Raw genomic sequence first — 23,728 nt, 5'->3', positions numbered from 1 at the left:
AAAATAACCGGCAAAATAAAATGCACATCTACGGCACATTTGTAAAATAAAGAGGCGCCTTTCTGTGTTTATTTAAAGATAACTTTTAAAGAACAATTATCATTTTAAAGATTTTACAAAAAGACATTTGTATAATTTTACAATTGTAAACTAAAAAACGATGAAGAAAGCTCTATTAATGATTCCTGCGTTCTTTGCAGTAATGCTGTTACATGCACAAAGCACGGAACAGGAACAAAAACCTGCACCCGATATTACCAAAGTAGTGGAATTCAAAGAACTGGACCACGATTTTGGCAAAATTCCTTTTGGAAAACCCGCTGAGTTTCAGCTGGAGATGAAAAATATCTCTAATGATACCGTTAGAATTGAAAATGTACAGGTTGGTTGCGGCTGTACTACCCCAAAATGGCAGCCCGGCCCTTACAAAGCCGGCGAAACTTTTAAAATCGGTATCGGTTTCAACGGCAACACAGATGGCGCTTTTCAAAAAGTGGTAACTGTTTTCTTTAGTAATGGTATGAGCCAGGTAATCAAATTTCATGGCCAGACTTACAAAACACCGGATAACGCAGCACCCGGAAATGGTGCGCTTGAAAAAATAAGACCTAACAAATAAACATTCTAAACCATGAGAAAACTATTAGCGGCACTGGCATTTGTAATTGCCATCCCTGTTTTAGCACAAACAAACGCTCCTGTAAGCTTTAAAGAAACAAAACATTCTTTTGGCAAAATAGCGCAGGGCAAACCTGTAACAACGGAATTCTCTTTTACCAACGTATCAGACAAACCTGTTGTTATCGAAAGCGCTGTTGCGGGTTGCGGTTGCACCAAACCAGAGTATCCTGAAACACCAATTATGAAAGGTAAATCTGCAACTATCAAGGTTACATACAATGCTGCTTCTGTAGGCAATTTTACCAAGACTGTAACGGTGAAATTAGCCGGAACAGCCGAGCCAATTGTACTTACAATTGACGGAGAAGTACTGAAGCCATAAACAGCATTTGCAATAAAAGTAAAAGCCCACTTCCGGTGGGCTTTTTTTATGGTATGATCCAGGCTGCAATACTACTATCGGGCACCTGCGTCGCACTCTTGTACTGCAACAATGCTACGCAGCACGTGCTACCGCCGGCATTTTTACAGGCCTGCTTTTAGCAAGCCTTCCGTGGCCTGCCGGTTAAACGATTGCCTGTTGCGGCATTACGATCGGCAACGGGTAAATAACATATTGCGGCCACAGTTATTGGAATGATGCATACTGATCTGCTGTACAAGAGTGCGACGCAAGGGACGATGCACAACGCTTCAACTGCTGGCTACATAAAAAAATCCCGCTGCATACACAGCGGGACTTTTATTCAATCATTCATTCATCTTATTACGTACGTATCGCCGATTCATCCATTTCTCTTTCCAGTCTTTGTTGTTCCTGTAATTTCTTTAGTTTTTTACCATATGCTATTTTGGTGATCAGTACAAAGAGTACCGGCACCACGAATATTGCCAGTGTGGTGGCTGCAATCATACCACCAAACACCGTCCAGCCAATGGTTTTACGGCTTTCTGCAGCTGCACCACTTGCAAATGCCAGCGGCAGCACCCCGAGTATGAATGCCAGCGACGTCATTACAATAGGTCTCAAACGAAGTTCTACTGCCTGTAATGTTGCATGCACAATGTCTATGCCCCTGTCTACACGTTCTTTTGCAAACTCCACGATAAGGATAGCGTTTTTGGCAGCCAGCCCGATCAATGTTATTAAACCAATTTGCGCGTAAATATTGTTTGTAAGATTGGGCAATAATGTAAGTGTAAGAATGGAGCCAAACGCGCCGATTGGTACCGCAAACAACACGGAGAATGGTATAGACCAGCTTTCGTACAAAGCGGCCAGGAAGAGGAACACAAACACAATGGAAATGGCAAATACAATACCTGTGCTGTTGCCTGCGGCAATCTCTTCGCGGCTCATTCCGGAAAACTCGTAGCCGTAACCGGCAGGCAATACCTTTTCGGCAGTTTCTCTTAATGCATCAATGGCCTGGCCACTGCTAAACCCGGGTTTGGGTGTACCGTTTATCTCAACAGAACGATAAATGTTGTAGTGAGAGATCAATGCCGGGTTCTCCACGAGTTTCGTGGTTACAAGTGAACCAAGGGGTATCATATTGCCCTGCGAGTTGCGTACGTAGTACTGTTGCAGGTTATCCAGCGATGTACGGAAACTGCTGTCTGCCTGCGCCATTACCCGGAAGTTTCTTCCATACAGGTTGAAATCATTTACATAAGAGCTGCCAAGTAAGGTAGACAATGTAGAAAATACGCTTGCCACATTTACACCCAGTTTCTTTGCCTTGTCTTTATCCACATCAATCTGGTAGCTGGGTGTTTTGGTAGTAAAGAAGGTATATGCCACACCAATTTCAGGGCGCTGGTATAATGCGCCAAGAAAATTTTTGGCTACCTGCTCAAACTGTTGAATATTGTCTGTACTGGTTGTTTGCTGTAACTCGAAAGTAAAACCGGAAGTCTGGCCAAGACCCGGAATAGCGGGTGGCGCAATAGGTAGCACCCTGGCTTCTTTTATGTTCGCTGTTCGCTTTTGTATCTCGGCTATTACACCTTTGATCTGCAATTCGGCAGCTTTCCTGTCTTCCCACGGTTTGAGGTTTACAAACATGGTACCCACGTTTGATTTATTGGAGAAGCTGATGATATTTAAACCAGCCAGGCCACCGACAACTTTTACTGCAGGCATGGATTGTACACGACCCATGATCTCTTTCAGCATTTCCACACTGCGGGTAGTAGAAGTTCCTTCTGGCATTTCGTAAGTTACATATAAGCGCCCTTCATCTTCCGTTGGAATAAAGCCTGTGGGTTTTGTTTTAAAGAGGAAAAACAAACCAACAAACAGGCATACCATCATGATCAGCACATAAGGTGTTGCTCTTATCCATTTACCTACGCCTTTGGTATAAGAACGTGTCATTTTTCCGAATACCCTGTTGAAAGAAGCGAAGAACTTTTCCAGCCAGTTCTTTTTGGCAGTGGCTTCTCTGGATGGCTTTAACATGGTAGAGCAAAGCGCCGGTGTTAAAGACAGGGCCACAAATGCTGATATAATAACTGACACCGCGATAGTGATGGCAAACTGCTGATACAGTCGCCCCACAATACCGGGCACAAAGCCTACGGGTACAAACACCGCTGCAAGAATAAGCGCAATGGCAACCACCGGCCCGGAAATATCTTTCATCGCTTTTTGGGTGGCTTCTTTAGGCGACATTTTTTCGTGGTCTATGTAATGTTGTACGGCCTCCACCACCACAATGGCATCGTCTACCACTATACCAATGGCCAGTACAAAGGCAAACAACGTAAGTGTATTGATGGTAAAGCCGAATGGTATAAAGAAAATGAATGTACCAATAAGCGATACCGGGATAGCCAGTAACGGAATAAGCGTTGCACGCCAGTTCTGCAAAAAGAGAAACACCACGATCACCACCAGTATCAATGCTTCCACCAGCGTATGCAACACCTCACTGATAGACACTTTTACTACGGTTGCGGTCTCAAGCGGCATCAGGTAGTCCACATCTTTTGGAAACGATTTCTTTAACTCTTCCAGCGTTTTTGTCAATCCTTCAAATGTTTCCAGCGCATTTGCACCCGGTGCCTGGTAAATAAGCACGAACGCAGCAGGCTTACTGTTTACATATGCATTTATGCCGTAATCAAACTTGCCCAGTTCCACTCTTGCTACATCTCTTAAGTACACCAGGCTTCCATCGGCAGGGTTTGTTCTTACTACAATGCCTTCAAACTGATCCTGCGTATTGATGCGGCTGTTGGTTAATACATTGTATTCAAACGCCTGTACGCCCGGTTGAGGATTACCACCAATGGTACCGGCTGCTACCTGCAGGTTTTGTTCTGTAAGCGCCGCGGTAACGTCTGCTGGTGTAAGACCAAGGCTTGCAAGCTTTACAGGATCAAGCCATACACGCATGCTAAAATCATCGGCCCTGGTAAAGATGTCACCAACGCCTTTTACACGCAGCAGCGCGTCTTTTAAATAGATGTTTGCGTAGTTGCCTAAAAAGGTGGCATCATGCGTACCATTGGGCGAGTACAATGCCAGTGCCACCATAATGCTTGGGTTACGCTTACGCACCGTAAGACCCAAACGCTTTACGGCGTCTGGTAATGTAGGTTCAGCAACACTTACACGGTTTTGCACATCCAGTGTTGCAATATCTATATCTGTTCCTACTTCAAAGTTTACCGTAATGGATGCCTGGCCACTACCTGTGCTGTTACTGCTCATGTATGTCATGCCCGGCGTACCGTTTACCTGCGTTTCAATAGCGGTGGTAGTTGTCTGTTCCACTGTTTGCGCATCGGCACCTGTAAAGTTTCCTGCTATTGAAACAGTTGGTGGGGTAATATTAGGGTACTGCGCCACAGGTAATGTGCTCATTGCAATTAACCCAACGAGTACTATTACCACCGAAATAACGATTGCTGTAACCGGTCTTTTAATAAAAGTATCTGCTATCATCCTGGTTAGTTGAAATTTCTTATTTGTAATTTATCCGCTTCCTGTGCAGTGCCGGCTGTTAATGTACCCGGCGCCATTGCTACTATTAAGCTGCTGTTGCGTCGCACTCTTGTACAACAGAATATGCCTCGCCACTGTGCAGCCCCCAGTGCCATTACAACCTTCAGCCGGTGCCGTCATCCGGTAATGTTCATTACCGTACCGTTTAAAAACACTGCAGTAAGCCGACTGATGGCCATCTGTATCATAAGCCGCTATAGCGTTTCTGCATTTGTGCAGTAACAGCTACTTCGTTTTGGCAGAATCAGGTTTTGCCTGCGCCGGAGCGGCAGGTTTATTCTGCGCAGCAGAATCCTGCTTTATTACGGAACCTTCTTTAAGATTCTGCACACCCTGCACTACCACTGTATTGCCTTCTTTCACACCGTCTTTAATGATCACATTGGTGCCTATCTGTTTGCCCAGTACAACTTTTTGCTGAGATACCTTACTGCTGTCTCCCACCACGTACACAAAGAATTCGCCCAGTTGCTCTGTTACGGCTTTGAAAGGAATCATGAGCGATTTTTCTGTGGCATTGCTCAACACACGCACTGTACCGGTCATTCCCGCTTTCAGTTCATTTTTTGGATTAGGAAACTCAATACGCATTTTTATGGTACTTGTCTGCGGATCTACTGCGCGATCTATTAAACTGATCTTACCACTATACGGGTAAACCATTGTTCCGAAAGCAAGTGTAAAAGTGGAATCTTTGGGTTGCATCTTCTTTTCCTGCAACTGTGTAAACCGGTATAGCTCCCGCTGATCAACTGCTATGTCAGCAGCAATCGGGTTATCAGAAGATACGGTATTCAAGATAGTCTGTCCTGCAGAAACTGGTCCGCCAACCTTTACCTGCGATATACCAATTGTACCATCAAACGGGGCATAGATAGTGGTGTATTTAACACCTGTTTGTACTGCACGCACATTGGCCTGTGCTGCCGCAACAGTTTTTTCGGCGGCCTGTAATGCTGCGTCGGCATAATCTACCTGCTGTTTGGCAATAGCATCCTGTTTATCCAGTTCGTGGTAGCGGTCTGCGTCTTTTTGTGCTTTTAGCAGGTTGGTCTTCTGTACCTCAAGATTGGCAAGGGCCTGCTGGTAATTTGCTTCGTACTGCTGCTGGTCTATTGAATAAAGTTTCTGGCCTTTTTTTACGCGGTCTCCGTCTTTAAAATATATTCCTGTAACGAACCCTGTTGCCTGTGGCCGCAATTGCACTTCATTCAAAGCCGTAACTGTGGCAGGGAATTCATCGTAGTACACTGCATCGGTAGATACAACCTGTGTAACGGTCACCGGAACAGCGGGTGGCGGGCCTTGTTGTTGTGCCTGCTGGCCCTTATCGCCACAGGAGGCAATAAAGAGTATACTGCCAAGAAAAATGATATTGCCGATTTGATTAGCTGACATATAAATTGAATTGTTCGTTTTAGTTGTTACTTGTACTGTATTCATTATAACCCTTCTTTAGATCTTAGTAATTAATCTGCCCCAGCGCTTTTTGTACATCTGTTTTGCTGGCAAGCACCTGGTACAAAGCGTTGTAATAATTGATTCGTGCTGTTCTTAAATCTGTTTCAGAAGTGATTACTTCCAGGTATGTTTTAACGCCCGCTTTATATTGCAACTGAATAACATCATACACTTCCTGCGCAAGATCTACATTCTCTTTAAGTGCTTTGTAGTTTTCGAAATTTGCTTTGTAAGCAGCCAGTGCCTGCGCATATTCTGCATTAATGCTTTTTTGCAGGCTGATGATGTCCCAGTCTACCCTGTTTACCTGCAACTCCGCCTGCCTTATATTGGCTGTTCTTTTAAAGCCCTGGAATATAGGAAACGCAACAGTGAGACCTGCATAGGAGTTTGGTGCGGCGGTATTGTACAACTTACTGAATGAATTATTAAAGTAATTGAGGTTATAGGCACCAAAAGCTGATACTGTTGGAATAAAACTCCAGCGGTTATATTTCAGGTTTGCCTCCTGTAATTTCTTTTGTGTTGCCAGCCGCTGGTATTCTATTCTTTTCGTATAGTCAACACGTTGCAATGTGTCTGTAAATACTTCCCGCTCCATTGCCAGGCTGTCGTAAACAATGTTGAGGTTTTTGTCTACGGGATAACCAATAACTGTTTTCAAATATTCAATTCTCGCATTTAACAGATCAGTATTGGCAGCTTTAGATGCTTTGGCGTTATTAAGTGCAATGGTTGCACGTTTATAATCTGTTTTATCTGTGATGCCTACGTTGTATTGTGCGGTGGCATCTTTCAGGCTTCTTTCAAGTCTTGTAATGGTTTCTTCTGCCACTTTTATCTGCTGCAGCGTGGCCAGCACATCATAAAAAGCTTTGGTTGCAGTAACTGCCACATCTATCTTGTTACCGGCTGTATTTTGCCTTGCAGCGCGGCGTACATCTTCTGCGGTACGGCTGGCCAACAAAACATCCCTGTTGAAAATATTTTGTGTGCCGGTAAATGTTAGGGCCGATGTGTTGTTTACGCCAATCTTTACAGTATTACCGGCAAAAACAGTTTGCTGAAGCTGGAAGTTGTGCTGGTAATTGTAACCAAAATTCACCTGCGGATACCAGTCTGCAAGTTTGCTTTTGATTGTTTGTTCTGTTATCTGCTCATCAATTACAGATTGCTTAAGCAATGGCTGGTTCTGCAAAGCATATTGCACAACGTTTTGTAATGTTGCTTCCCGGAGCAGGGAATCTGCCTGTGCTGCAGCATTTTCTTTTATTAATAAAATAACGAGGATAAATCCTAAGATTCTTTTCATACTTTCTCTTATAAACATTTCAATAATCAATACAAGTTACTACGCAGCATTGAAAGCTGCAATGGCAGGCAAGAAAGCAGTTGGCGAAACTCAAAGTTTGGGCGTCAGCAACTAACGGAGCGCAAAAATAGTAATTTGTTTGACATTAATTAAACGTTTGTTTAAATGACAGAAAAATTACAATTAGTTAATGCTGCAAAAATACAATGGCGTAAAGCCTGGAAGTTTCCAAAAGAGACAAAGGCTAAAAATACCGCGACAAAATATGTAGCCCGCGCTGATTGTTATCAATATGTCATTTATGACTGAAAATGCAGGCAGGCAGTGCCTGTAACGCCGGCAGCATATGCTGCGTAAAGAACAGCATGTACAAGTGAGTGACACAACAGGCGCTTAATAGTAGTAATGCAGCCCGCACAATAATTAATTGCATAAATTCGCAGTCTTTTGTCATGCAATGATTACGCCGAATACGATACAGCAAATTACATCGCGCATTGATATTATTGATGTGATTGGTGAATTTATTAAACTGAAAAAAAGAGGTGCCAATTACTTAGGGCTTTGTCCTTTTCATGGTGAAAAAACGCCATCTTTTACAGTATCTCCGGCGAAAGAAATTTATAAGTGCTTCGGTTGCGGCAAAAGCGGCAATACCATTACATTTTTGATGGAGCATGAGAAGATCAGCTATGTGGAAGCACTGCGCTGGCTTGCCACACGTTACAATGTAGAGGTGGAGGAAACACAGGTAAGTGATGAAGTAAAGCAGCAGCAACAGGTGGCTGAGAGTTTGTATATCCTGAATGCTTTTGCACAAAAGTTTTTTGCCCAACAGCTTTTTGAAACCGAAGAAGGTGGCAACATAGCACTCAGCTATCTTGAAGAAAGGGGTTTTACGCACGAGACGCTGCATAAGTTCCAGGTTGGTTATAACCCACAGGCAAGAGATGTGTTTGCAAAACATGCGCTGCAGCACCAGTTTAGTGAAGAAGTGTTGCTTAAATCCGGCCTGGTGGTGAACCGGTACGAGGAGCTGGCAGATAATTACCGGAACAGGATCATCTTCCCGGTACACAACAATTCGGGGAAAATTATTGGCTTTGGCGCAAGGGTTATTGGCAAAGCCGATAAAGCACCCAAATATATTAATACGCCCGAGAATGAACTGTACATCAAAAGTAAAATTCTGTATGGTTTATATTTTGCGCGGCAGGCCATTGACCGCAGCGATGAATGCCTACTGGTAGAAGGCTATACAGACGTGATCTCCCTGGCGCAGGCCGGCGTGGAAAATGTAGTGGCCAGTGGCGGCACATCGCTTACCACAGACCAATTGCGGCTGATAAAAAAATACACCAACAATCTAACCATCGTATATGACGGCGATGCAGCAGGCGTAAAGGCGGCATTGCGTGGCCTTGACATGGCACTGGAAGAAAGCCTTAATGTACAACTGGTGCTGATCCCGGACAAGGAAGACCCTGACAGTTATGTGCGGCTGGTTGGTGCACAGGGCTTCAAAGATTTTGTTGCGGAGAATAAGAAAGATTTCATTCTTTTCCAACTGGAAGTAATGCTGAAAGAAGCAGGCAATGACGTAAACAGGAAGAATGAAGTGGTTAACCATATTGCAGAAACCATCAGCAGGATCAATAAGGCAGAAGATTTTACCAAGCAGCAGGAATATATCAGGCAAAGCGTTTCAATACTTAAAATTGACGAGAGTGGTTTTACCAATCTTGTAAACAAGTTTATACGCGACAGAATTTCGAAAGACGAGAAGAAAAGTGCGGCCAACGATGCACGCATTATAGAATCGCAAAAAAGTGAACAGGCAGCAGATGATACTGTAAATCTTTTAATGGAAGATGAGTTCCAGGAAAGAGAAATTGTGAAGCGGTTAATAGAGTACGGCAACGAAATACTTACAGAAGATAAAACGGTGGCAGATGCTATTTATGAAGTACTACAGGAGTTTCATTTAAAGAATGAAAAGCTCGACAAAATTGCTGAAGCTTATTTTGACATGCTGCACACCAATGGCAGGATAGATTCGAAAACATTTTTGTACAGCAGCGAACCGGAGATGAACGCTTTTGTGGCGGGCCTGTTGCATTTTGCTTACGAGTTGCACGACTGGGGCCGCCGCATGGAAGGCTATACCGTAAAACTCGACAGCGATATAAGCACCGTCATCAACTCCGCATTGGGCATATATAAATTGCGAAAAATAAAACGTATGTACCTGGAACTGGAAGATGAGCTAAGCAGGGAAAAAAACGAAGAGAAATACATATCGCTCATTACCATTTACAAACAACTGAAAGAAATAGAACAAAAGCTGGCGCAGGAAATGCGTACGGTTTATCTAAAATAATTGAGCCGGCTGCACTGCTACTATTAAGCTGCGGTTGTGTCACTCACTTGTACGTTCGGTTCTTTATGCAGCACTTATACAGTCTGCGCAACCGTAACCAACCAGGCCCTTTTTCCAATATTCAACTTCATTGGTTATTTGCGTTGCACGAGTTATAAGTCACCGTATTTTTTTCGGTACGCAATAAGCCAGCCAACCACCTCATTGTATGTCTTTAAACCATTGGGCTGGTTGTTTGCCTCAAGGTATTTTCCATAAATAAGCGTTATAAGCGGCTCTATGTCGTTTTCATGTTTTAAAATAAAACGTTTGTATTCCTGCACGTCTTTTCTCACCAATGTATCCAGCATTTTATAGTTGGCCCGTGCGGCAGCAGAGTCTTTGTAAAACAATTCCCTGTTGGCATAGCTGAATAAATCGAAATACGCAGAATACCGGAAACGTTCATCGGCAGAGGCAGTTGCGGCCAAATAGCCTGAAAAATTTGCTTCATCTTCTGAACCATAGCCGAGCTGGTGGCCAATTTCGTGGCACACGGTAAAAGGTATAACAAAACGCGGCACGGTAGTATTTACCTGCGCCTCTGCACTAAACGGGTTATAATAACCCAGAAAACCCGTGTAATTGCCCAGCCAGCCCCACATAGAACTTTTTACACTCGTGGCTCTATAGTCGAGAAAAGAAAATTTTTGTTGTGCCTTTTTATAAGATTGTACAGCCATGCCAAACATCTCTTTGTTGCCGGGGTATGCCACACTATCTCCCAAACTCAATCTTGTGCTATTCACCTGTTCAATGAGAGAGGTGGTTAGCTGCTGCAGGTCTGCAGTGTTGTATTCAACACGGTCCAGCTTTAACTGGTAGGCTATGCCAAGGCGGTCGTAATTAAGCCCCCATAAACTGTAAAAAAAAACGTTTACCCATAGTACAACTGCCAGGGTTCTTCTTAGAGATGCCAGGAAGCTCTGCCCGGTAACCTTTTTTGTAATGATGGCTTTTAAAGTTTTCCATAGTCTTATTATCAGCCAGATGACTGCAAGACTGTACAATATATCGCCCATGCTGAAAGGCAGCCAGCCAAACAACAACCGAAGCAAAATGCTTATGTAGGTGTAAATGCCGGATGAATAATACCGCTCCACCACTGTAGGGAAAAAAGCGACGATATTGATGCATATAAAAAGCGCCAAAGGCAGCAATAAACCCAACCATTTTTTCCTGCTGTTTTCCATTGCCATACAGAATTATTAACCCTTTTGGGGCTGCTAAAATCATTAATTTTATGTTTCTAAAGCTTTAAAGATTGAAAATCAGTTGGTATATGGCGCAAACGCACTTATGCACCTTTGTGCAAATTGATTTTAAAGACCTTTGATATTCCTTTGGATAGAATAATTTTTTCTGTTACCTTTGCCACCCCAAAAAAAGTGCATATGAACAACCGGAGAGCGTATGAAATTGCTTTTGTGGGATTAAAACCGGGTATTCATCACTTTGAATACGAGGTTGACGATAAGTTCTTTAAACAATACGGTGAGCAGGATTTTTCCAATTGCAAGGCGAAAATAAAATTGGAGCTGGAAAAAAGTAATTCGTTCATGATGCTGAAGTTTGATGTGGATGGTGCCGCAGATGTTAATTGCGACCGGTGTGGTAACGATTTGCAAATACAGCTTTGGGACGAGTTTAGAATAACCATTAAACTGGTAGATGAACCAGAGGTGCTGAACGAACAGGAAGAAGACCCTGATGTATATTACATCAGTAAAACAGAAAGCCACATTTATGTAGCAGACTGGATTTACGAGTTCGTTACGCTGAGCATACCAATGCAGAAAATGTGTGCCGAAGATGAAATTGGCGGACCGCAGTGCAATAAAGACGTGCTGGCAAAACTGCAGCAGATGCAAAAAGATGCCACACAGGAACAACAGCAGTCTAACAATGTGTGGAAAGGCCTGGAGAAATTCAAAAACCTGGAAGAAGAATAAATAGCCCGGCGTTGAACCGGTGGGTGATGGTAAGATGGTAGTGCACGTGTTGCATAAAGAACAGAACGTACAAGTGAGTGACACAACGGAAGCTGAAAGTAGTAATGCAGCCGGCTCACAACCCAAAAAAGAAACGAAATTTTTAGAAGTATAAAACTTTGAGTTATGCCAAATCCAAAGCGCAGACATTCACAGCAGCGCAGCGCAAAGAGAAGAACGCATTATATTGCTGAGTCTGTAACATTAAGCAAAGACACCACAACGGGTGAAACACATGTACGCCACCGCGCACATGTAAGCGAAGGCAAATTATATTATAAGGGTAAGTTGGTAGCTGAAAAAGCACCATTGAAAGCTTAATCTTTAAAATATATTCCATAGCTTGCCGGACATGAATATTGCTTTTGACATGATGGGTGGCGACTTTGCTCCGCTTGAAGCGGTGAAGGGTTTGCAGATTTATCTGTCGGGTACTTCACGTCCGGCTACTATATTTTGTATAGGTGATGAGGCTCAGTTGAAGCCTCTTTTTGATGAATATAAACTAAGTGGGAACAGTAACCTCAGGCTCATTCATGCGCCGGAAATTATTGGTTACCACGAGCCCCCCACAAGGGCCTTAAAGGAAAAACCAAATTCCTCCATCTCTGTTGGTTTCGGTTTACTATCCAAAGGCATGGTAGATGCTTTTATTAGTGCAGGAAATACCGGCGCAATGCTTGTAGCCACCATGTACACCATTAAAACCATCGATGGTGTATCCAGGCCAACCATTCCTACGATTGTGCCTAAACTTAACGGCGCCACAGGATTACTACTGGATGTTGGCTTGAATGTAGATTGCAAACCCGAACACCTTAACCATTTTGCCATTCTGGGCAGCCAATATGCACAGCACATCCTTAACATTGAAAATCCACGGGTAGGATTATTGAATGTGGGTGAAGAAGAAGGGAAAGGTAACCAGCTTTGCAAAGAGACTTACCCACTGCTGAAAGAAAACACGAAGATCAATTTTGCAGGCAACATAGAAGGCCGTGACGTTTTCCAGGATAAAGCCGATGTGATTGTTTGCGATGGCTTTACGGGCAACGTTATTCTTAAACTGGCAGAGTCTGTATACGATGTGGCGCTCAACCGCAATGTACATGATGATGAATATTTCAACCGTTTTCATTATGAACAGTATGGGGGCACGCCTGTACTTGGCGTGGCGAAACCTGTTGTAATCGGCCATGGCATAAGCAACGACAAAGCTTTTATGAACATGATCAGCACTGCAGAAAAAATGATCGAAACAAATCTCTGCGCAAATATCCAGCAAAGTTTTTCCGCATAATTATTCCTGTTTTGAATAAGCCTGCGCAGCAGGTGTTGTATCGGGCTTTCTTTATTAGATTTGCCCACTTTAAATTATTCGCATATGAAAATAGCAGTATTAGGCAGCGGCATGGTTGGCAGAACTATGGCATTGGATCTTGCGCAAAAACATGCTGTTACATCTTTTGATGCAAGCGAACATGCGCTGGCCACATTACAATCAAAATCTACACACATACAAACCATACAAACCGACCTTTCCGCTTATGAAAACTACCCCGCCCTGCTTCAGCCATTTGACCTGGTGATTACCGCCGTACCGGGATTTATGGGTTTTAATGTATTGAAAGCTGTGATAGAAGCCGGAAAAAATGTGGTAGATATTTCGTTCTTTCCTGAAGATGCGCTTGAACTGGATGGACTGGCCAGACAAAAAAATGTAACTGCGATAACTGACTGTGGTGTAGCGCCTGGCGTAAGTAACCTTGTTATTGGTTATTACAATACGGTAATGAAAATCGACAGTTTTGAATGTTATGTAGGTGGCCTGCCCAAAACAAGAAGAAAGCCTTTTGAATATAAAGCGCCTTTCTCGCCAATTGATGTGGTGGAAGAATACACAAGACCTGCGCGTTTAAAGGAAAACGGGCAAATTGTTACAAAGCCTGCCATGACAGAAATTGAACTGATGGACTTTGATGAGATAGGAACACTGGAGTGTTTTAATACTGACGGCCTTCGCTCTATTTTATATACCATGCCGCATGTTCCTAACTTAAAAGAAAAAACATTACGCTATCCCGGTCACGCGGCTTTGATTGTTGCGTTACAACGAAGTGGTTTTTTTTCAGAAGAAATAATTGATTATAAAGGTGCATCCATCAGGCCGATTGATTATACTGCGGCCATTTTATTAAAAGAATGGAAACTTGGTGCGGAGGAAGAAGAATTTACCGTAATGAAAGTTGTGGTAAAAGGTAAGATCGGTGACGCCGGCAAAACCGTTGAATATACCATGCTTGATAAGTTTGATCCCGAGTCGAAAACATCTTCTATGTCCCGTACAACCGGCTATACATGTACCGCTGCAGCCAATGCATTTGCGGATGGATTGATTACAAAAAAAGGAGTATTTCCACCGGAATTGATTGCAGATGACAAACGCGTATTTGATTACATCATGCACTACCTCAAAGACAGGAACGTACGCTGGATAAAACGGGAATATTAATAAAGTTGAAACAGCCCTGCTGCGTACCTGTTATCAGGATAAATAAATTTCGAGTAAACCATCGGGAAGTGTTACATGCACTTCCCTTTTTGTGCGGTCAATATTGTCAAGCGTCTCTTCATGAAGCGGAATCAGTGCCTCTTTGCCATTTATCATAACGGTCAGCAAAACCTGGTGTGGCTGCTCAATTACTTCATCGATTATTCCAAGCTGCTCACCATCGTTAAACAACATAAAACCAAGTAGTGCAATAGGCGAGTTTTTAGCTGCATATCTTTCAAAATCATCGTGCGCTAACCACACAGGTTTTTTAATAAATTTCAGGGCTTTCTCTCTAGAATCAACATCGTCAAAATGAACAATCGTTTCTTCGGCAGTTTTGGCTTTTGCGGTGGCCACAAAGTGCGGCAGGTAAGAACCTTTAACCTGTTCCACAAAAATAACCTCTCCCTGCCTGAATGTTGTCTTTTTGCCTAATGCATGTTTAACCAGTACCTCCCCGGTTAAACCGTGTACACCTACTATTTTACCAATATTAATGTAATCGTTGTTCATTGCGCAGCAAAGCTACTGAAGAATGAAACAAGAGACAAGGTGTATGGTTGATGGTATATGGTAAAAGGTGTATGATAAAAAGGTATGTTTTGTGGATACAAGAGCCTACGATTTAGCCAGGTGTTCGAAAAAGACTTTCAAGAACATCAAGGGAACAGATGTACAGTCAAAAAAAATATACCTAAAAAAACAACTCCCGGGTACATAAAAATTACGAGATAAAAAATAAAATGTGCTACCGCTTTGTATATAATTTTACGACATGGCACAACTGAATATTGGCGATGCGATGAAACAGTTTATTGAAAAAAGTAAACTTAAAAATGGCATTCGCGCAGTACAGATTGAGAGTGTATGGGAGCAGGTTATGGGTAAAACCATTGCGAAATACACTGACAAAATTGAGCTGATCAACCAAACCCTTTTTATACAGACCGCTGTAGGTCCGTTGAAGAACGAACTGGTATACCAGAAGGAAGCAATCATTGATCGCATCAATGAAGCGATGGGCGAGAAATATATTCGTGAAGTGGTAATAAGATAATTATATCCAGTAATCACGCATCAGTTTCTCATGATGCTCTTGTGGCGCCGCACCGTGTTTTTCATGTTCTGCAATCGCTTCCCGCATAAGATCGTGAATGGTAATTACACCCTGAAATTCCATCCCATCAAACACCGGCAGGTAACGGCTTTTAGAAGAATTCATCAACACCATGCATTGATCTGCTGTATCATTTAAACCTGTTACCGGCAAATCTTTACTCATGATATCTTTTACAAGCGTAGTATCAGAATGTTTATCCAGGAGAATAACTTTATGTGTATAATCCCGCTCTGAGACAATGCCCAGGTAGTTTCCATTCTCTCTTACAATCAGATAGCTGATATTCTCGGTCTTCATCAGGTTGATGGCTTCAATAACAGTACGGCCTGGAGCAATGAAATTGAACTGTGGTCCTTTCTGCTGAAGAATTTCTTTGACGCTGCGCATGGAAGTTGATTTTGAATATCAAAAATATCCCGGGCGGTCTGGGAAAAGTATGACGGCCATCAGTACGGTTGTTGCTTATGGTCACTGAATACGTACGCGGGGGTCAATAACGCTGTATAAAACGTCTGCCAGTATATTCACAATTATAAAGAATGTAGCGGTAAGCAGCACGCTACCCATTACAACAGGAAAGTCCAGCTTTTCAAGCGCATCAACAGTTACTTTACCAATGCCTTTCCAGCCGAAGATGTATTCAACGAAGAAAGCGCCGGCCAGTAGTTCGGCAAACCAGCCGGTAATAGCAGTAACAACAGGATTAAGTGCATTACGCAGCGCATGCCTGAATATCACCGCCTTTTTTCCCAGGCCTTTGGCATAGGCGGTTCTTATATAGTCCATGCCTAATACATCGAGCATCGCACTGCGTGTAAGCTGTGTAATAATTGCCAGCGGACGAATACCCAGTGTTATAGCAGGGAGCAGCAGGTTGCGCAACGCTAACTGTTTACCCCCGAAAACATCATACTCATATAAACTGCCAGTCATGTGTAAACCGGTGATACCTGTAAATACAAAACCAAACAGGTAGGCAAGCACAATACCCATAAAAAAAGATGGTGCGGAAATACCCAGTATGCTTACAAAAATGGCGGATGTATCCATCCACGTATGCTGTTTTACAGCGGCCAGTGTGCCCAGCAGCACACCCAATACGGTTGCAATAAGCATGGCTGTTAAAGCCAGCACCAATGTGCCTGGCAATGCCTCCGCTAACACAGCAGATACTTCTTTTCTTGTTTGATACGAGCGCCGGAGGTAAGGAAACTTAATTGCAAACTTCGTAGTACCGCCAATAAAAATACCTTTAAGCGAACGCGCCTCAATTTCCTGTTTGCTGTAAACACCTATTGGCGAAATATCATTCAGATACAGGACAAACTGTTTCCATTTGGGTTGATCAAGTGCAAGCTCCTTGCGAATATTATTGATCGTGGCGCTATCGCCTGTCTGCCCGATTACCAGCCGGGCAGGATCTCCAAAACCCTGGAACAAAAAAAACACCAGCACAACAACACCGAACAACACCAGTAGTCCGTACAACAGTTTTTTTATAATTAAGCTCAGCATGTATTGTGACTTATTAAAAGTCGAGGTCAGGAGATTTAGGCGCAGCCGTTTTAACCTTTGCTATCACTTCATCTACCTCTGCATAACTGTATTTGCCTTTTATATTGGCCATGTTCATTACAAAATAGGTAGGGTTTACTCTTGCAGCAGTCTTTATTACCGTTCCATCGCAGGTAAGAATGGTTACATTTTTTTTACCGGCCAGGGCAGCCTGCGCATCTTCTTTTCTCGAGGTTACTACAAACAACGGCAATCTTTTGGATGCAAGCATATTATTAAGACTATCAAAATCTTTATTCAGCCAATCCTGCTTACCCGTAAAGTCGTTCACAAATACCATTACATAGTCGTAGCCCTGGTTAAGAACAGCAACTGTGGTATCTGCACCGTCTTCATTCTGTAGCGCAAAGTCAACAATTTTGGGCTGCTCCCCTGCTTTTACCAGTTTCTGGTAGCGATCGATAAACTCGTAAGTTGAATCAAGGTCAGCCGGAAGTTGCTCAGCAGAAAATTCCATTTCCTTTCCGTCTTTTTTATACCTGAATGTTAACTCGTAAATATCTGCATGACCGGGAAGCACTTTCATATTCTCCACAATATTTGCACCCACCCGGAATGGCAGGCAATCTTTTACCGGCAAATAGGTCATAACATATTGCTGAAAGAAAGCAACCGCTATAATGCAACCAATCAAGACAAACATTGCCCGCGGTGCAGACAAAGCAGAAACAGTATTTTTCCTGTTTATAAAAAGGATAAGTATCAATATTAGCAACACCACATCTTTTATAAAAGAAGCGACAGGCGTAAGCGGAATACAATCACCAAAGCAGCCACAGGTTTTTATTTTGCCTGACAGCGCGGCGTAACCGGTAAGAAAAGTAAAAAAGACAATGAGCAACAACAACAGCCAGCTAAACAGTTTCATGCGCCAGCCAATGATTACCGCTACGCCTGCCAGTACCTCAAAGATGTTCATGATAAGAGACAATGCAAGCGTATAATCATTCAGACCGGTAAGGCCCCAGACCTCGAAAAACTCCTGCATTTTATAACTAAGGCCCAGCGGGTCATTTGCTTTTACAAGCCCGGAAAAAATAAACAGTAACCCAACAATCCACCGAATGATGACCAGTAATGTTTTCATTGATCCAGGTTTAAAAGTTTTTGTTTTCTATGAATTGCGATGAGCCAAAAAAACAGTATGATGATGCAGTGCGCCGGTAGTACCGGAGCTGCTGCCAAAAGATATACTGTACAAGAGTGCGACGCAAGGAACGGTGATCAGCCTTACTGCAGCCGGGCTCATCATTTGCTTAATGCTTTCCTTCACCAATAAGAATTAACGCAAACACGGCGTAGTTGAGTATATCAATATAATTGGCATCTATACCTTCGCTGATAAGTGTTTTGCCATCGTTTGCCAGTATTTGCTTTATGCGCAACAGCTTTACCAGTATCAGATCTGCAAAACTCTGCTGGCTCATATCTCTCCATGCTTCGCCATAGTCGTGGTTTTTATCCATCATCAACTGCTTTGTAAGCGTCACCTGCTCATCGTACCAGTCACCCACAGTTTCTGCCGGAACGTCTTCTACCAGAGGCTTTGCAAGCTTTAATTGTATCAGACCAATTACCGCATAATTAATAATACCCCTGAATTCACTGGCAATATCATCGCCCACTTTTTGCTCTCTCTTTTCCTGTATTGTTCGTATGCGCAGTGCTTTAATGAATATCTGGTCAACCACGCTGATGGTGCGCAACACACGCCACGATGTGCCGTAATCTTTTGTTTTTTTTATAAAAATATCTTTACAGCTTTTTATCGCCTCATCAAACTGTACATTCGTATTGCTCATGTTGATATCAGGTTTTTGTACCCGGCTGTTGCATAAGTATGGAGCATCGTTGCGTCGCACTCTTGTACTGTGGAAGCTGAACTCAGCAATGCGAAGACCGAAGCGCAAAAACGATGCACTTTGTACATCCTTCAGCCGATACTTAACTTTACAACCTGTGCCTGTTACAGCAGGTTACTGCGCTCAAAAATAAAGGAAAGCCAACAATGTTTACACTTAACTGCCGCGGAAGATTATTAAGCATTACACAACCTGTGGTAATGGGCATTATCAATACAACGCCCGATTCATTTTTTAGCGGCAGCAGGCAACAAACCATTGAGGGCGCTTTGCATCAGGCCGAAAAGATGATCAGTGAGGGAGCAGTAATACTCGATATTGGCGGGCAGAGTACACGGCCGGGTAGTGAGCAGGTAACAGCACAAACAGAAGCAGAGCGGGTGCTTCCGGTTATAGAAGCCTTGCACCATACTTTTCCCGGCACCGTTCTTTCGGTAGACACTTACTATGCATCAGTGGCCGAAAAAGCCGTGGCAGCAGGCGCTTCTGTTATAAACGACATCAGCGGTGGTATGCTTGATGCTGCCATGCTGCCAACAGCCGCAAAACTGCAAACACCATTTATATGCATGCACATGAAAGGCACACCGCAAACCATGCAGCAGTTTACACAGTACGAAAATATTGTACAGGAAGTGCTGGAATATTTTATTGAAAGAATAGCTGCCTGCAGGCTTGCCGGTATTACAGATATCATAATAGATCCCGGTTTTGGCTTTAGCAAAACAATTGCACAAAACTTTGAACTGCTGCGTGGTCTTTCTGTACTAAGCATGCTGGAAAAACCAATACTGGCGGGCCTGTCCCGCAAAGGAACCGTTTATAAAACCTTGCAAATACAACCGGAAGAAGCGCTCAACGGCACCACAGTGCTAAACACGGTAAGTTTGCTGAACGGTGCGTCTATACTGCGTGTGCACGATGTAAAAGAAGCCGCAGAAACCATAAAACTGGTGCAGGCATATTACGGGGAAAAATAGTATGTTTGCAGCCGAATTACATTCTATGCATTTTCTCAGTCTCAATTTAGATTTTCTCTTTCACCGAACTGCGTGGTAATTATTCCGGCAACTGTTGATGTTGCCTGTTTCCGCATGTAATTCAAATCATTCATTTAAAAAATTTCTGCTGATGCTTACGCATACCTCTATGTCGCAAAAAACTGCGCATTACCTTCACCTGGAAGAAGAATTTGGCGCACACAATTATCATCCATTACCTGTAGTGCTCGAACGCGGCGATGGCGTTTTTCTCTACGATGTAGATGGCAAACGTTACTACGATTTTCTAAGTGGTTACTCGGCCGTAAACCAGGGCCACTGTCATCCGCGTATTATTCATAAACTTATTGAACAGGCACAAAAGCTTACGCTTACTTCAAGGGCATTTCACAGTAACCTGCTGGGCGAGTATGCGCAGTTTATTACCAGCTACTTTGGTTTCGATAAAGTGTTACCCATGAATACAGGTGTAGAGGCGGTGGAAACAGCCATCAAACTTGCACGCCGCTGGGGTTACGTAAACAAAGGCATTGAAGAGAACAAAGCAAAGATCATTGTGTGTGAGCAAAATTTTCATGGCCGCACCAGCACCGTCATTTCCTTTAGTACAGATCCTTCTTCTTATACAAAGTTTGGTCCTTTTATGCCCGGTTTTGAAGTGGTGGAGTACGACAATTTACCCGCCCTGGAAAAAGCCATGCAGGATAAAAATGTGGCTGGTTTCCTGTTTGAACCCATACAGGGTGAGGCAGGCGTAAAAGTACCTGCTGATGGTTACATACAGGGCATTCGTGCACTTTGCAATGAATACAATGTACTTATGATTGCAGATGAAATTCAGACAGGTTTGGCCCGTACCGGCAAAATGCTTGCATGCGATCATGAAAATGTAAAGCCGGATATACTTATACTCGGCAAAGCATTGAGTGGTGGCACTATACCCGTGTCTGCCGTACTTGCAAACAACGATATCATGCTCAATATAAAACCAGGCGAACACGGTTCTACTTATGGCGGTAACCCGCTGGCCTGTGCCGTGGCCATAGAATCGTTGAAAGTATTGAAAGAAGAAAACATGACAGATAATGCCGCTGCTATGGGCGAACTTTTCCGCAACATGCTGAAGCAATTGCAATCACCATTTATTACTACCATCAGGGGCAAGGGCCTGTTAAACGCCATTGTGGTGTCGCACAGCAACCCTGATGCAGCGTGGGAGCTGTGCCTTGAACTGAAAGCAAATGGCCTGCTGGCAAAACCTACACATGGCGATAAAATCAGGTTCGCGCCACCATTGCTCATCACTGCAGAACAGGTGCATGAATGTGTGGGCATAATCGAAAAATCATTAACAATACTTGCATAAAAACATCCCGCCGTTGAGGCGGGATATTTTTTTATTGTATTGGCCAGGCTGCAGTAAATGAATGAAACTTTTGTTGCGTCGCACTCTTGTACGTTCTGTTCGTTGGGCAGCACCAACCCCCGCAACAAAAAATACCTGTAGCAGCCTGCACAACCGGGAGACAATTGTACATTTGCTCTTATATTCAATAACAACCGCCTGCAAGGGAAACTATATCTGGCCGGTTAAAACCATTGCTGCCAATGGGCAATGCTAACACCGCACCTTTACGTGTGCTAAACTGACAAAACGCCCATCTTCAGGTATTTTTAATTTATCCCGGCACTTTGTGCACAAATAAATACCGCCGATATATGCCCGAATCATTATTATTGCATTCCAAGCTAACAACATGGATAAGAAGGAGATCACAGCGAAAGACGGCAACCAATATTACTACACCATTTCCTACGCAAATGCGGAAAACCCTTTAGGTATTGTAAAGGCTACTTTACAGGAATATGCCATCTACAAATCTGACAACGACGAACTGATTGGTAAACTTTACCGCACCAAAGAAGGCAACTGGTACGATATGCCTGAAAACACTTCTATTAACCCGCTGCTGAAAACTTTTATAAAAATTGCCATAGAAGAAACGGAAAAAAAGAAAACCGTAGCCGCTGAGGGCGAAGGGCATGAACTGGTTTAAGCTGCTTTACCTTTCTTTTGGCTGATACACTCTTACATAATCTACTTCATATTTTACCAGGTTAGTAGCTGCATCAGGATCTTCGCCATTACCACCCAAGGCAAGATTGAGTAACAAAAAGTGTGGCTGCAGAAAAGGATTGATACCATTGGGGTTAACGGTTGTTGTTAGTACTGTTGTGTTAAGCAGTTCATCATCCAGGAAAAGTTTGATGGCGTCTTTTGTCCATTCCATTTTCCATACATGAAATTTATTTATCCAGTTACTGTCTTTTGCAGTAAAATATGCTAACGGTATCCGTTTGGTGTTCCATTTAGCCGTATAGCGTTTAGCTGTGCCCCATGCGGTATTGGCAAGCACTGTTGGCTGGTGATCTACCCTGTAAAACTCCATTAAATCAATCTCCCCGTTAGATGGCCATTCGCCGTTTATTCCCAACGTCCATATTGCCGGCCATGAACCTTTCGCGGTATCAATCCTGGCGCGTATTTCAAATACACCAAACAACCATTGGTGTAAACCGCTGGTCTTTAAACTTGCTGAAGTGTATTCAGCAAAAGGCCTGTTCAGCCGCCAGTCAGTTGCCCCAGGCTGATGATTATTATTTTTTACCTGCTCCCTCCTACCCTCAATCACCAGCACGCCGTTGGCGCAAGTTGCATTCCCCGGCTGGTACCATTGCAGTTCCTCGTTTCTCACAAAGCCATTTTCAAACTTCCAGTTGTCACTGTCCGGCTTTCCATCCATATCAAATTCATCATGCCATACCAGTTTATAACCTGCCTTTTCTGCAGGTGCATCAAAAGAAGGTTTGTATGGATCGCCGGGTTGGGCCATCGTTGTCAAACACATACACACAGAAAAGGCTGGTAATAATCGTTGCAGCATCGTACAATTCTTTTAAAGGTTGTAAAATACAACTTTTCATCACCGGCCGGGAAAGATGTTATCCGAAGATTCATGTTACACTAAAAAACAAAAAGCACCCTTACGGGTGCCCTTGGTTTTAAAAGGTCGTGATCACGAATAAATTACTTCGGCATAACTACTGTATCAATAACGTGTATCACACCATTGCTCTGATACACATCTTTGATCGTAACCATCGCCATATTACCTTTCTCATCTGTAATAACAAGGCCTGAGCCTTTCATAGAAAGCATCAGTTCTCCGCCGCTTACTGTTTTCAAAGTTGCTTTACCATTACCGGCTTTTATCAGCGCTGCAATGGCTTTGGAATCGTACCTACCCGCTACTACATGGTAAGTAAGTACTTTCGTAAGGGTAGCTTTGTTTTCGGGTTTTAGCAGGTTATCAACGGCACCTTTAGGAAGTTTATCAAATGCCTCGTTTGTTGGCGCAAATACCGTGAAAGGACCGGCACCCTGTAGTGTCTCCACCAGCCCTGCAGCTTTTACCGCAGCCACCAACGTGGTATGGTCTTTTGAATTAACAGCATTCTCCACGATGTTCTTGGATGGATACATAGGTGCGCCACCTACTTCTACTGTTTTTTCCTGTGCGTTTACTGTTGCAGAGATTATTACCGTGCCTAAAATAAATGTGAACAATTTTGCGAATTTCATACGTTTAAATTTTTTGCTATCCAGGAGCAATGTTTATTAATTGATTGTTGCGTGTTACATGTAAAGCACAGTTTAAATACGTCGTACGAAATCATCCGGTTTTGGGTATTTAAAAAATATTTGTGAAAGGAACTACATATGCAACCCATGGTAT

Annotated in this window: 23 protein-coding genes; 12 read left to right on the top strand and 11 right to left on the bottom strand. The window is 43.2% G+C overall.

Features of this window, described 5'->3' with window-relative positions; translation table 11 throughout:
* The first annotated feature begins 160 nt into the window (after nt 1-160).
* Entirely contained in the window at nt 161-619 is a 459-nt protein-coding gene (locus tag I5907_RS19635; RefSeq protein ID WP_196992559.1) for a DUF1573 domain-containing protein, read from the top strand.
* Between the two features lie 12 nt (nt 620-631).
* On the top strand, nt 632-1,003 hold the full coding sequence (locus I5907_RS19630) for a DUF1573 domain-containing protein (RefSeq protein ID WP_196992558.1): 372 nt from the start codon (nt 632-634) through the stop codon (nt 1,001-1,003).
* 384 nt (nt 1,004-1,387) lie between these two features.
* On the opposite strand, the gene I5907_RS19625 is transcribed toward I5907_RS19630, so the two are convergent.
* From I5907_RS19625 to I5907_RS19615, 3 genes are all read right to left on the bottom strand, one after another.
* Nucleotides 1,388-4,576, bottom strand: a complete 3,189-nt coding sequence (locus I5907_RS19625; RefSeq protein ID WP_196992557.1) for an efflux RND transporter permease subunit — start codon at nt 4,574-4,576, stop codon at nt 1,388-1,390.
* A 285-nt stretch (nt 4,577-4,861) separates the two neighbouring features.
* Nucleotides 4,862-6,034, bottom strand: a complete 1,173-nt coding sequence (locus I5907_RS19620; protein WP_196992556.1) for an efflux RND transporter periplasmic adaptor subunit — start codon at nt 6,032-6,034, stop codon at nt 4,862-4,864.
* Between the two features lie 64 nt (nt 6,035-6,098).
* The gene (locus I5907_RS19615; RefSeq protein ID WP_196992555.1) at nt 6,099-7,409 is read right to left on the bottom strand and encodes a TolC family protein; all 1,311 of its coding nucleotides are present in this window, start codon (nt 7,407-7,409) and stop codon (nt 6,099-6,101) included.
* A gap of 165 nt (nt 7,410-7,574) precedes the next feature.
* Here I5907_RS19615 and I5907_RS19610 point away from each other — a divergent pair, with 165 nt between their 5' ends.
* Both I5907_RS19610 and dnaG read left to right on the top strand, forming a co-directional pair.
* A complete protein-coding gene (locus tag I5907_RS19610) occupies nt 7,575-7,718 on the top strand; it encodes a hypothetical protein (protein ID WP_196992554.1) in 144 nt (47 codons plus the stop codon).
* 148 nt (nt 7,719-7,866) lie between these two features.
* A complete protein-coding gene (gene dnaG / locus I5907_RS19605) occupies nt 7,867-9,789 on the top strand; it encodes a DNA primase (protein WP_196992553.1) in 1,923 nt (640 codons plus the stop codon).
* A gap of 152 nt (nt 9,790-9,941) precedes the next feature.
* On the opposite strand, the gene I5907_RS19600 is transcribed toward dnaG, so the two are convergent.
* The gene (locus I5907_RS19600; RefSeq protein WP_196992552.1) at nt 9,942-11,027 is read right to left on the bottom strand and encodes a DUF3810 domain-containing protein; all 1,086 of its coding nucleotides are present in this window, start codon (nt 11,025-11,027) and stop codon (nt 9,942-9,944) included.
* A 195-nt stretch (nt 11,028-11,222) separates the two neighbouring features.
* Between I5907_RS19600 and I5907_RS19595 the strand changes: the two genes are divergently transcribed.
* The 4 genes from I5907_RS19595 (at nt 11,223) to I5907_RS19580 (ending at nt 14,331) form a co-directional block, all read left to right on the top strand.
* Nucleotides 11,223-11,780, top strand: coding sequence for a YceD family protein (locus I5907_RS19595; protein WP_196992551.1), 558 nt, complete (start codon nt 11,223-11,225; stop codon nt 11,778-11,780).
* A 165-nt stretch (nt 11,781-11,945) separates the two neighbouring features.
* On the top strand, nt 11,946-12,140 hold the full coding sequence (gene rpmF, locus I5907_RS19590) for a 50S ribosomal protein L32 (RefSeq protein ID WP_196992550.1): 195 nt from the start codon (nt 11,946-11,948) through the stop codon (nt 12,138-12,140).
* 31 nt (nt 12,141-12,171) lie between these two features.
* Nucleotides 12,172-13,119: a phosphate acyltransferase PlsX gene (plsX, locus tag I5907_RS19585; RefSeq protein ID WP_196992549.1), complete on the top strand. Its 948-nt coding sequence runs from the start codon at nt 12,172-12,174 to the stop codon at nt 13,117-13,119.
* Nucleotides 13,120-13,203: 84 nt separating this feature from the next.
* Entirely contained in the window at nt 13,204-14,331 is a 1,128-nt protein-coding gene (locus tag I5907_RS19580; protein ID WP_196992548.1) for a saccharopine dehydrogenase family protein, read from the top strand.
* Nucleotides 14,332-14,364: 33 nt separating this feature from the next.
* Here the strand turns inward: I5907_RS19580 and I5907_RS19575 are convergent, their stop codons facing one another.
* The gene (locus I5907_RS19575) at nt 14,365-14,886 is read right to left on the bottom strand and encodes a ribosome maturation factor RimM (protein WP_196992547.1); all 522 of its coding nucleotides are present in this window, start codon (nt 14,884-14,886) and stop codon (nt 14,365-14,367) included.
* Between the two features lie 262 nt (nt 14,887-15,148).
* On the opposite strand from I5907_RS19575, the gene I5907_RS19570 reads away from it, so the two are divergent.
* Nucleotides 15,149-15,430 carry a DciA family protein gene (locus tag I5907_RS19570; protein ID WP_196992546.1) on the top strand — a complete coding sequence of 94 codons (282 nt, stop codon included), beginning with the start codon at nt 15,149-15,151 and terminating at the stop codon, nt 15,428-15,430.
* Here I5907_RS19570 and I5907_RS19565 read toward each other — a convergent pair whose 3' ends face one another.
* The 4 genes from I5907_RS19565 to I5907_RS19550 all read right to left on the bottom strand — a co-directional run bounded on the left by I5907_RS19565 (nt 15,431) and on the right by I5907_RS19550 (nt 18,870).
* Complete coding sequence (locus tag I5907_RS19565) at nt 15,431-15,880, bottom strand: CBS domain-containing protein (protein ID WP_196992545.1); 450 nt, start codon at nt 15,878-15,880, stop codon at nt 15,431-15,433.
* 81 nt (nt 15,881-15,961) lie between these two features.
* The gene (locus I5907_RS19560; protein ID WP_196992544.1) at nt 15,962-17,008 is read right to left on the bottom strand and encodes an ABC transporter permease; all 1,047 of its coding nucleotides are present in this window, start codon (nt 17,006-17,008) and stop codon (nt 15,962-15,964) included.
* Between the two features lie 13 nt (nt 17,009-17,021).
* Entirely contained in the window at nt 17,022-18,155 is a 1,134-nt protein-coding gene (locus tag I5907_RS19555) for a BT_3928 family protein (RefSeq protein ID WP_196992543.1), read from the bottom strand.
* Nucleotides 18,156-18,324: 169 nt separating this feature from the next.
* Nucleotides 18,325-18,870, bottom strand: a complete 546-nt coding sequence (locus I5907_RS19550; RefSeq protein WP_196992542.1) for a DUF1599 domain-containing protein — start codon at nt 18,868-18,870, stop codon at nt 18,325-18,327.
* Between the two features lie 206 nt (nt 18,871-19,076).
* On the opposite strand from I5907_RS19550, the gene folP reads away from it, so the two are divergent.
* From folP to I5907_RS19535, 3 genes are all read left to right on the top strand, one after another.
* Nucleotides 19,077-19,910 carry a dihydropteroate synthase gene (gene folP / locus I5907_RS19545; protein WP_196992541.1) on the top strand — a complete coding sequence of 278 codons (834 nt, stop codon included), beginning with the start codon at nt 19,077-19,079 and terminating at the stop codon, nt 19,908-19,910.
* 151 nt (nt 19,911-20,061) lie between these two features.
* Entirely contained in the window at nt 20,062-21,297 is a 1,236-nt protein-coding gene (gene rocD / locus I5907_RS19540; RefSeq protein ID WP_196992540.1) for an ornithine--oxo-acid transaminase, read from the top strand.
* A gap of 391 nt (nt 21,298-21,688) precedes the next feature.
* Nucleotides 21,689-21,988, top strand: a complete 300-nt coding sequence (locus tag I5907_RS19535) for a hypothetical protein (RefSeq protein WP_196992539.1) — start codon at nt 21,689-21,691, stop codon at nt 21,986-21,988.
* Nucleotides 21,989-21,994: 6 nt separating this feature from the next.
* Here I5907_RS19535 and I5907_RS19530 read toward each other — a convergent pair whose 3' ends face one another.
* Both I5907_RS19530 and I5907_RS19525 read right to left on the bottom strand, forming a co-directional pair.
* Entirely contained in the window at nt 21,995-22,840 is an 846-nt protein-coding gene (locus tag I5907_RS19530) for a glycoside hydrolase family 16 protein (RefSeq protein WP_196992538.1), read from the bottom strand.
* Between the two features lie 179 nt (nt 22,841-23,019).
* Nucleotides 23,020-23,574: a fasciclin domain-containing protein gene (locus tag I5907_RS19525; RefSeq protein WP_196992537.1), complete on the bottom strand. Its 555-nt coding sequence runs from the start codon at nt 23,572-23,574 to the stop codon at nt 23,020-23,022.
* Nucleotides 23,575-23,728: the final 154 nt, after the last annotated feature.

This window comes from Panacibacter microcysteis, from assembly GCF_015831355.1.
GTDB lineage: Bacteria > Bacteroidota > Bacteroidia > Chitinophagales > Chitinophagaceae > Panacibacter > Panacibacter microcysteis.
The sequence above is the reverse complement of the archived record's forward strand: the minus strand, read 5'-3'. Positions and strand labels throughout refer to the sequence as shown.

Excerpts from the sequence above, each read along its gene's own strand:
- I5907_RS19575 (WP_196992547.1), bottom strand. The coding sequence starts at position 14,886 with ATGAACAACGATTACATTAATATTGGTAAAATAGTAGGTGTACACGGT.
- I5907_RS19560 (WP_196992544.1), bottom strand. The coding sequence starts at position 17,008 with ATGCTGAGCTTAATTATAAAAAAACTGTTGTACGGACTACTGGTGTTG.
- I5907_RS19610 (WP_196992554.1), top strand. The coding sequence starts at position 7,575 with ATGACAGAAAAATTACAATTAGTTAATGCTGCAAAAATACAATGGCGT.
- I5907_RS19525 (WP_196992537.1), bottom strand. The coding sequence starts at position 23,574 with ATGAAATTCGCAAAATTGTTCACATTTATTTTAGGCACGGTAATAATC.
- I5907_RS19530 (WP_196992538.1), bottom strand. The coding sequence starts at position 22,840 with ATGTGTTTGACAACGATGGCCCAACCCGGCGATCCATACAAACCTTCT.
- rocD (WP_196992540.1), top strand. The coding sequence starts at position 20,062 with ATGCTTACGCATACCTCTATGTCGCAAAAAACTGCGCATTACCTTCAC.
- I5907_RS19625 (WP_196992557.1), bottom strand. The coding sequence starts at position 4,576 with ATGATAGCAGATACTTTTATTAAAAGACCGGTTACAGCAATCGTTATT.
- I5907_RS19550 (WP_196992542.1), bottom strand. The coding sequence starts at position 18,870 with ATGAGCAATACGAATGTACAGTTTGATGAGGCGATAAAAAGCTGTAAA.
- plsX (WP_196992549.1), top strand. The coding sequence starts at position 12,172 with ATGAATATTGCTTTTGACATGATGGGTGGCGACTTTGCTCCGCTTGAA.
- dnaG (WP_196992553.1), top strand. The coding sequence starts at position 7,867 with ATGATTACGCCGAATACGATACAGCAAATTACATCGCGCATTGATATT.
- I5907_RS19615 (WP_196992555.1), bottom strand. The coding sequence starts at position 7,409 with ATGAAAAGAATCTTAGGATTTATCCTCGTTATTTTATTAATAAAAGAA.
- I5907_RS19635 (WP_196992559.1), top strand. The coding sequence starts at position 161 with ATGAAGAAAGCTCTATTAATGATTCCTGCGTTCTTTGCAGTAATGCTG.
- folP (WP_196992541.1), top strand. The coding sequence starts at position 19,077 with ATGTTTACACTTAACTGCCGCGGAAGATTATTAAGCATTACACAACCT.
- I5907_RS19620 (WP_196992556.1), bottom strand. The coding sequence starts at position 6,034 with ATGTCAGCTAATCAAATCGGCAATATCATTTTTCTTGGCAGTATACTC.
- I5907_RS19535 (WP_196992539.1), top strand. The coding sequence starts at position 21,689 with ATGGATAAGAAGGAGATCACAGCGAAAGACGGCAACCAATATTACTAC.
- I5907_RS19580 (WP_196992548.1), top strand. The coding sequence starts at position 13,204 with ATGAAAATAGCAGTATTAGGCAGCGGCATGGTTGGCAGAACTATGGCA.
- I5907_RS19630 (WP_196992558.1), top strand. The coding sequence starts at position 632 with ATGAGAAAACTATTAGCGGCACTGGCATTTGTAATTGCCATCCCTGTT.
- rpmF (WP_196992550.1), top strand. The coding sequence starts at position 11,946 with ATGCCAAATCCAAAGCGCAGACATTCACAGCAGCGCAGCGCAAAGAGA.
- I5907_RS19570 (WP_196992546.1), top strand. The coding sequence starts at position 15,149 with ATGGCACAACTGAATATTGGCGATGCGATGAAACAGTTTATTGAAAAA.
- I5907_RS19555 (WP_196992543.1), bottom strand. The coding sequence starts at position 18,155 with ATGAAAACATTACTGGTCATCATTCGGTGGATTGTTGGGTTACTGTTT.
- I5907_RS19595 (WP_196992551.1), top strand. The coding sequence starts at position 11,223 with ATGAACAACCGGAGAGCGTATGAAATTGCTTTTGTGGGATTAAAACCG.
- I5907_RS19565 (WP_196992545.1), bottom strand. The coding sequence starts at position 15,880 with ATGCGCAGCGTCAAAGAAATTCTTCAGCAGAAAGGACCACAGTTCAAT.
- I5907_RS19600 (WP_196992552.1), bottom strand. The coding sequence starts at position 11,027 with ATGGCAATGGAAAACAGCAGGAAAAAATGGTTGGGTTTATTGCTGCCT.